The organism is Streptomyces sp. AcH 505, assembly GCF_000818175.1.
Classification (GTDB): Bacteria; Actinomycetota; Actinomycetes; order Streptomycetales; family Streptomycetaceae; genus Streptomyces.
The window spans coordinates 1,943,254-1,949,777 of record NZ_JTIY01000001.1; the positions used below are offsets into that span (position 1 = coordinate 1,943,254).

At 70.5% G+C, this 6,524-nt stretch carries 4 protein-coding genes; 3 read left to right on the plus strand and 1 reads right to left on the minus strand.

Going from position 1 to position 6,524, the window contains the following annotated elements:
• Positions 1–232 precede the first annotated feature (232 nt).
• Entirely contained in the window at positions 233–2,083 is a 1,851-nt protein-coding gene (locus tag HY68_RS09040; RefSeq protein WP_041995477.1) for a bifunctional metallophosphatase/5'-nucleotidase, read from the minus strand.
• A gap of 250 nt (positions 2,084–2,333) precedes the next feature.
• Between HY68_RS09040 and mshD the strand changes: the two genes are divergently transcribed.
• The 3 genes from mshD to HY68_RS44920 all read left to right on the plus strand — a co-directional run.
• Positions 2,334–3,281, plus strand: coding sequence for a mycothiol synthase (mshD, locus tag HY68_RS09045; protein WP_041986699.1), 948 nt, complete (start codon positions 2,334–2,336; stop codon positions 3,279–3,281).
• A 376-nt stretch (positions 3,282–3,657) separates the two neighbouring features.
• Positions 3,658–5,886, plus strand: a complete 2,229-nt coding sequence (locus HY68_RS09050; RefSeq protein ID WP_041986702.1) for an RNA degradosome polyphosphate kinase — start codon at positions 3,658–3,660, stop codon at positions 5,884–5,886.
• On the plus strand, positions 5,873–6,524 hold a 652-nt coding region (locus HY68_RS44920), incomplete at its 3' end, for a CHAD domain-containing protein (protein WP_241778507.1). The genes HY68_RS09050 and HY68_RS44920, both read left to right, overlap by 14 nt.

The window sequence follows — 6,524 nt, forward strand, 5'->3', positions numbered from 1 at the left end:
ACGGGCGGCAAATCCCTCCGGCCCACACAGCTCCCGGCCCATGCGCCCGCACCCGCACACACCCACCCCCAGTGACCAGCGGGGCATGAGTCTCAGCCACTACCCGGCCGGGGTGGACGCCGAGCCAGCCCGAGTCCCCCAGGGAAGACCACCCGGGCCGCCAACAGCGAAGGGCGGCGGACACGCCCTCGTGTGTCCGCCGCCCCGTCAGTCACGTACTACCGACTGCTCGTTACTTCACCACCGTGATCCGGTCCGTCGCCGGCGGCGCCAGCGGCGCCGCCGCCGTCGAGTTGGCCGCCAGGTAGTTGTTGAACATGTCTAGGTCCGACGCGCCCACCAGCTTGTTCGCGCCCTGGCCCAGGACCGCGAAGCCGTCGCCCCCGCCCGACAGGAACTCGTTCATCGCGACGCGGTACGTCGCCGCCGGGTCGAGCGGTTCGCCGTTCAGGCGGATCGAGTCGGTGACCACCCGGGCCGCGCCTGCCTTCGTCATGTCCAGCGTGTACGTGAAGTTCTTCGACACCTGGAGGATCTTCGGCGACGCCTCGTTCGCGCCGCTGACCTGCTGCTGCAGTGCCGTCACGACCTGCGCGCCCGTCAGGTCGATCGCCGTCATCATGTTGGTGAACGGCTGCACGGCGAACGCCTCGCCGTACGTGACGACCCCGTCGCCCTCGCTGCCCGACGCCGCGTACACCAGGTCGGTCCTGATACCGCCCGGGTTCATGAACGCGAACTGCGCGCCGCCCTTGTCCGGCGCCGACATGCCCGCGAGCTGCGCGTCGGCGATCACGTCACCCAGCGGCATCTCCGGGCCGCTGCGGCCGATGTCCGCCGAGATGAAGCCCTGCGGGGTGTTGGCGATCGGCGCGGCGATGGTGTTCCACCGGGCGATCAGGTCCGTCATGTCCTTGGCCTTGGGCTGGTCACGGGTGACGACGTGGTTCGCCGACGCCACGCCCGTACGGACGATGTCGTTCGTCCGGCGGTCGTACGTCAGCGTCGTGTCCGTGTACAGCCGGCCGAAGGACGAAGCCGACGTCACCATGCGCGGCTTGCCCGCCGGGTCCGGGATCGTGCAGACGTACGCCTGGTGCGTGTGGCCCGTGACCAGCGCGTCCACCTTGGGCGATATGCCCTTGGCGATGTCGCCGATCGGACCTGAGATGCCGTCGCCCGAACCCGGGCTGTCACAGTCGTAGTTGTACGACGTCGAGGCCGGCTGGCCGCCCTCGTGGATCAGCGCGACGATCGACTTGACGCCCTGCTTGTCCAGTTCCTTGGCGTACTTGTTGACGGTCTCGATCTCGTCGTGGAACTTGAGCCCCTTGACGCCCTCGGCCGTCACGATGTTCGGCGTGCCTTCCAGGGTCACCCCGATGAAGCCGATCTTGACGCCGTTCTTCTTCCAGACCGTGTACGGCTTGAGGATCGGCTTGCCGGTCTTCTCCGACGTCACGTTGGCCGCGAGGTAAGGGAAGTCGGCGCCGGGGAACTTCTTCCCCTTCTCGTAGCAGCCGGCCGTCGGGTGGCAGCCGCCGTTCTGCAGGCGGGCCAGCTCCGTGGCGCCCTCGTCGAACTCGTGGTTGCCGACGGACGTCACATCGAGGTCGATCTTGTTGAGCGCCTCGATGGTGGGCTCGTCGTGGAAGAGGCCCGACAGCAGCGGGCTCGCGCCCACCATGTCGCCGCCCGCCGCGGTGATGGAGTACGGGTGACCCTTGCGCGCGGTGCGCAGCGAGCTGGCCAGGTACTCGACGCCACCGGCCGGGATCGCCTTCGTCGTACCGTCGGGCTGTATCTCGGTGACGCTGCCGGAGGAGCCGGCCGGCGGCTCCAGGTTGCCGTGCAGGTCGTTGAAGGACAGCATCTGGACGTCGACGGTGCGCGGCGACGGCTGGTGGTGGCCGTGACCGGAGTTGTGGCCGGAACCATGTCCCGAGCCGTGCCCGTGGCCATGTCCGTTTCCGTGGGCCTGGGCGGCCGGGGCGGCGGCGATCAGCGCGCCCACGGTGGCCAGACCGGCGACGGCGGTGAGCATCCGCCGGGCCGCACGGTTCTTCTGCGGTGTCGCTGACATCGTTCCCCTTGTGAGTTCAGCGTGAGCATGGAGAGTCGTGAGGTCGTACAGGTGGTCGTACAGGTTCATGAAATCTTCATGAGGAATGTCAGCCGCAGCCTAGAGTCAACGCGCGTAGCGCGACAGGGGCTCCCGGGTTACGAGCTGGTTGCCATTACGACCCCGCGGCGCCTGACACACGGTCACGCGCTCGGCGACCCCGGGCACTCACCTCGCCTGCGTACCGGCACCGGCGCCGTACCCTCGTTGCATGACTGACGCAGCAGCCCGCGAGCCCGGCCGGCAGATCCAGACCCTCGACGCGCTCACCTCCGAGCAGGCCGCGGCAGTGGCCGGACTGCTCGCCGAGGCCGCCGCTTCCGACGGCGTCCAGGCCGTCTCCGAGCAGGGCAGGCTCCAGTTGCGCGGCGGTCACCGCGAGGGCGTACGGCACTTCCTGCTGACCGTCGGCGACGAACTCGTCGGCTACGCGCAGTTGGAGGACACCGATCCGGTCGAAGCACCCGCGGCCGAGCTGGTCGTGCACCCGGGGCGCAGGGGCCGCGGCCACGGCCGGGCGCTGGGCAACGCGCTGATGGCCGCCTCGGGCAAGCGGATGCGGGTGTGGGCGCACGGCGGCAAGTCGGCGGCCCGGCATCTCGCGCAGGTGCTCGGGCTGACGATGTTCCGCGAACTGCGGCAGCTGCGCCGCCCGTTGAGCCCGCTGGAGATCGCCGAGCCGGTATGGCCCGCAGGGGTCACCGTCCGTACGTTCGTGCCGGGGCAGGACGACGCCGCGTGGCTCGCCGTGAACGCCGCCGCCTTCGCCCACCACCCCGAGCAGGGCGGGATGACGCAGCGCGATCTCGACGACCGCAAGGCCGAGCCGTGGTTCGACCCGAAGGGCTTCTTCCTCGCCGAGCGCGCCGGCAGCGACAGCGGCACCGACGGACCCGCCGAGCTGCTCGGCTTCCACTGGACGAAGGTGCACGCCGAGGAGCAGCTCGGCGAGGTGTACGTTGTCGGCATCCGCCCCGACGCGCAGGGCGGCGGCCTCGGCAAGGCGCTCACCGCGATCGGACTGCGCCACCTGGCGGCCGAGGGGCTGCCGACCGCGATGCTCTATGTGGACGCCGACAACATCGCGGCGCTGACGGTGTACGAGCGGCTGGGCTTCAGCACGTACGAGGTCGACCTGATGTACCGCACCGAGACCTGAGCCGTCCGCGAGGCTCAAGCCCCGGCACGGGAGCGTTTCGCGCCCACACGCGCGCCCACCCGCGCGCAAACAAGCGCGCCCGCCCGCGCGTAAACAAGCGACCGACCGCGCCCACACGCGACCGACCGTGACCGTATGTGACCACCCAGCCGCTCCCCGCCCGTTTTTCGGCCAAGCCCCCGCACCCCCGCCCCCTGGGAGCCCCGCCCCGCTTCCCTCCACGTCATGTCCCCGTTACCAGCCATTCAGACGGCCTTGCGACGCTCGCTGAATGCAGCCCGCTGTGCCCCCCACCCCGAACGGCAGGAATCCGAACCCACTCCTTCCTGCGCTCTCCGACGCGCCTCCTGTCCCCTCAGCGCGGAAGAATAGGGACATGAGTCAGCAGCCCGCCGAGGTTCCGGTCCAGCAGCCCCAGCCGTCCGTCGGTTTCATAGCCGCGCACCGGCCCCATACCGTCGCCGCCGCCGTCTCCGATCTGGAGCCTGATCTCGACGCGGATCTCGACACGTACGAGGAGGACGGCGACCCCGACGACGCCGCGCTGCCCCAAGGACGGTTCCTCGACCGCGAGCGCAGCTGGCTCGCCTTCAACGAGCGCGTGCTGGAGCTGGCGGAGGATCCCGCGACGCCACTCCTCGAACGGGCGAACTTCCTTGCGATTTTCGCGTCCAACCTGGACGAGTTCTTCATGGTCCGGGTGGCCGGCCTGAAACGCCGCATCGCGACCGGGGTCGCCACCCGCTCGGCCTCGGGGCTGCAGCCCCGCGAGGTGCTGGACCTGATCTGGACCCGCTCCCGCGAACTCATGGCCCGGCACGCCGCCTGCTACCAGCAGGACGTCGCCCCCGCCCTCGCCGACGAGGGCATCCACATCATCCGCTGGCCGGAACTCACCGAGAAGGAGCAGGCCCGCCTGTTCACTCTCTTCCGCCAGCAGATCTTCCCCGTCCTGACCCCGCTTGCCGTGGACCCCGCGCACCCCTTCCCGTACATCTCGGGCCTCTCGCTGAACCTCGCGGTCGTCGTGCGCAACCCCGTCAGCGGCCATCAGCACTTCGCCCGGGTCAAGGTGCCGCCGCTGCTGTCGCGGTTCCTGGAGGCGTCCCCCGCGCGGTTCGTCCCGCTGGAGGACGTGATCGCCGCCCACCTGGAGGAGCTGTTCCCCGGGATGGAGGTGCTGGCGCACCACATGTTCCGGGTCACCCGCAACGAGGACCTGGAAGTCGAGGAGGACGACGCCGAGAACCTCCTCAAGGCGCTGGAGAAGGAGCTCATGCGGCGCCGCTTCGGCCCGCCGGTGCGCCTGGAAGTCGAGGAGTCCATCGACCCGTACGTCCTCGACCTGCTCGTCCGTGAGCTGAAGGTGTCCGACGCGGAGGTGTATCCGCTGGCCGGGCTGCTCGACCTGACCGCGCTCTTCGGGATCTCCGCCCAGGACCGGCCCGAGCTGAAGTTCCCCAAGTTCATCGCGGGCACCCACCGCGATCTCGCACAGGTGGAGTCCGCCTCAGCACCGGACATATTCGCGGCTCTCCGCGAGCGCGACGTCCTGCTGCACCACCCGTACGACTCGTTCTCCACCTCCGTGCAGGCGTTCCTGGAACAGGCCGCCGCCGATCCCGACGTGCTGGCGATCAAACAGACGCTGTACCGCACCTCGGGCGACTCACCGATCGTGGACGCCCTGATCGACGCCGCCGAGTCCGGCAAGCAGGTGCTGGTCCTCGTCGAGATCAAGGCCCGCTTCGACGAGCAGGCCAACATCAAATGGGCGCGCAAGCTCGAAGAGGCCGGCTGCCACGTGGTGTACGGGCTCGTCGGGCTGAAGACGCACTGCAAGCTGTCCCTCGTGGTGCGCCAGGAGGGCGAGAACCTCCGCCGCTACAGCCATGTCGGCACGGGCAACTACCACCCCAAGACTGCCCGGCTGTACGAAGACCTCGGCCTGCTCACCGCCGACCCGCAGGTGGGCGCCGATCTCTCCGACCTGTTCAACCGGCTCTCCGGCTACTCGCGCCGGGAGACCTACCGCCGGCTGCTGGTCGCACCGAAGTCCCTGCGTGACGGGCTGATCACCCGGATCAACAAGGAAGCGGCCCACCACCGCTCGGGACGCCCCGCCTACGTGCGGATCAAGGTCAACTCGATGGTCGACGAGGCCATCATCGACGCCTGTTACCGGGCGTCGCAGGCGGGCGTGCCCGTCGACATCTGGGTGCGTGGCATCTGTGCCGTACGGCCAGGCGTCGCGGGCCTGTCCGAGAACGTACGCGTGCGCTCGATACTCGGCCGCTTCCTCGAACACTCCCGGGTCTTCGCCTTCGGCAACGGCGGCGAGCCCGAGGTCTGGCTGGGCAGCGCCGACATGATGCACCGCAACCTCGACCGCCGTATCGAAGCGCTGGTACGGGTCATCGACCCGGCCCACCGCGCGGCACTGACCCGGCTGCTGGAGACCGGAATGTCCGACACCACCTCCTCCTGGCACCTCGGCGCTGACGGCAACTGGACCCGGCATGCCACGGACCCGGAAGGCCAGCCGTTGCGGCACGTACAGGAAATGCTCATAGACGCCCGGAGGCGCCGGCGTGCAGCACCATGACACGGACACCGACCGGCTGACGGCGGGCGAGGTCCTGGCCGGCTATCTGCACGGCCGGGCCGCCGACTTCCTGCGCAGCCTGCGGCTGTACAGCGAGAGCGGCTCGGACACGGCAGCCGCCGACCAGGCGGCGCGCGCGCTGCGCTCGTCGGCCCGGCGGATCGGGGGGAGTCTGCACACGTACCGTGCGCTGCTCGACCCGGCCTGGGCCGACCAGCTCCGCAAGGAGCTGGGCTGGCTGTCCGGCACCCTCGCCCAGGAACACGCGTGCACGGCCCGGCTGCACCGGCTGGTCGGCGCGCTGGCCCGGCTGTCGGGGGCGGGCGCGGTCGCCGAGTCCGTACCGGTCGCGGTGTCCGTGCCCGCGACGCGCGCGGAAGGCGCGAACGGCGCCGGGCCCGCGCTGCCCGGCGGTACGCCGACGGCCGCCCCCACGGCCCCCGCCGCTCCTGCCGTCACGAGCACGCTGACCGTCGGGGCCTCGCGCGCGGGCGCCCTGCTGGAGCGCCAGCTGACCCTCGCCCGGACACGCTCGCACTCGGCCGCGCTCCAGGCGCTCGGCTCGTCACGGTTCCACGCGGTCGCCGACGCCGTCGCCGTACTGGCCTCCGAGGTGCCGCTGGCGCCGGCGGCGGCGG

What these genes read in the sequence shown, in the direction of transcription:
- HY68_RS09040 (WP_041995477.1), bottom strand. Translation starts at nt 2,083, where the DNA reads ATGTCAGCGACACCGCAGAAGAACCGTGCGGCCCGGCGGATGCTCACC.
- mshD (WP_041986699.1), top strand. Translation starts at nt 2,334, where the DNA reads ATGACTGACGCAGCAGCCCGCGAGCCCGGCCGGCAGATCCAGACCCTC.
- HY68_RS09050 (WP_041986702.1), top strand. Translation starts at nt 3,658, where the DNA reads ATGAGTCAGCAGCCCGCCGAGGTTCCGGTCCAGCAGCCCCAGCCGTCC.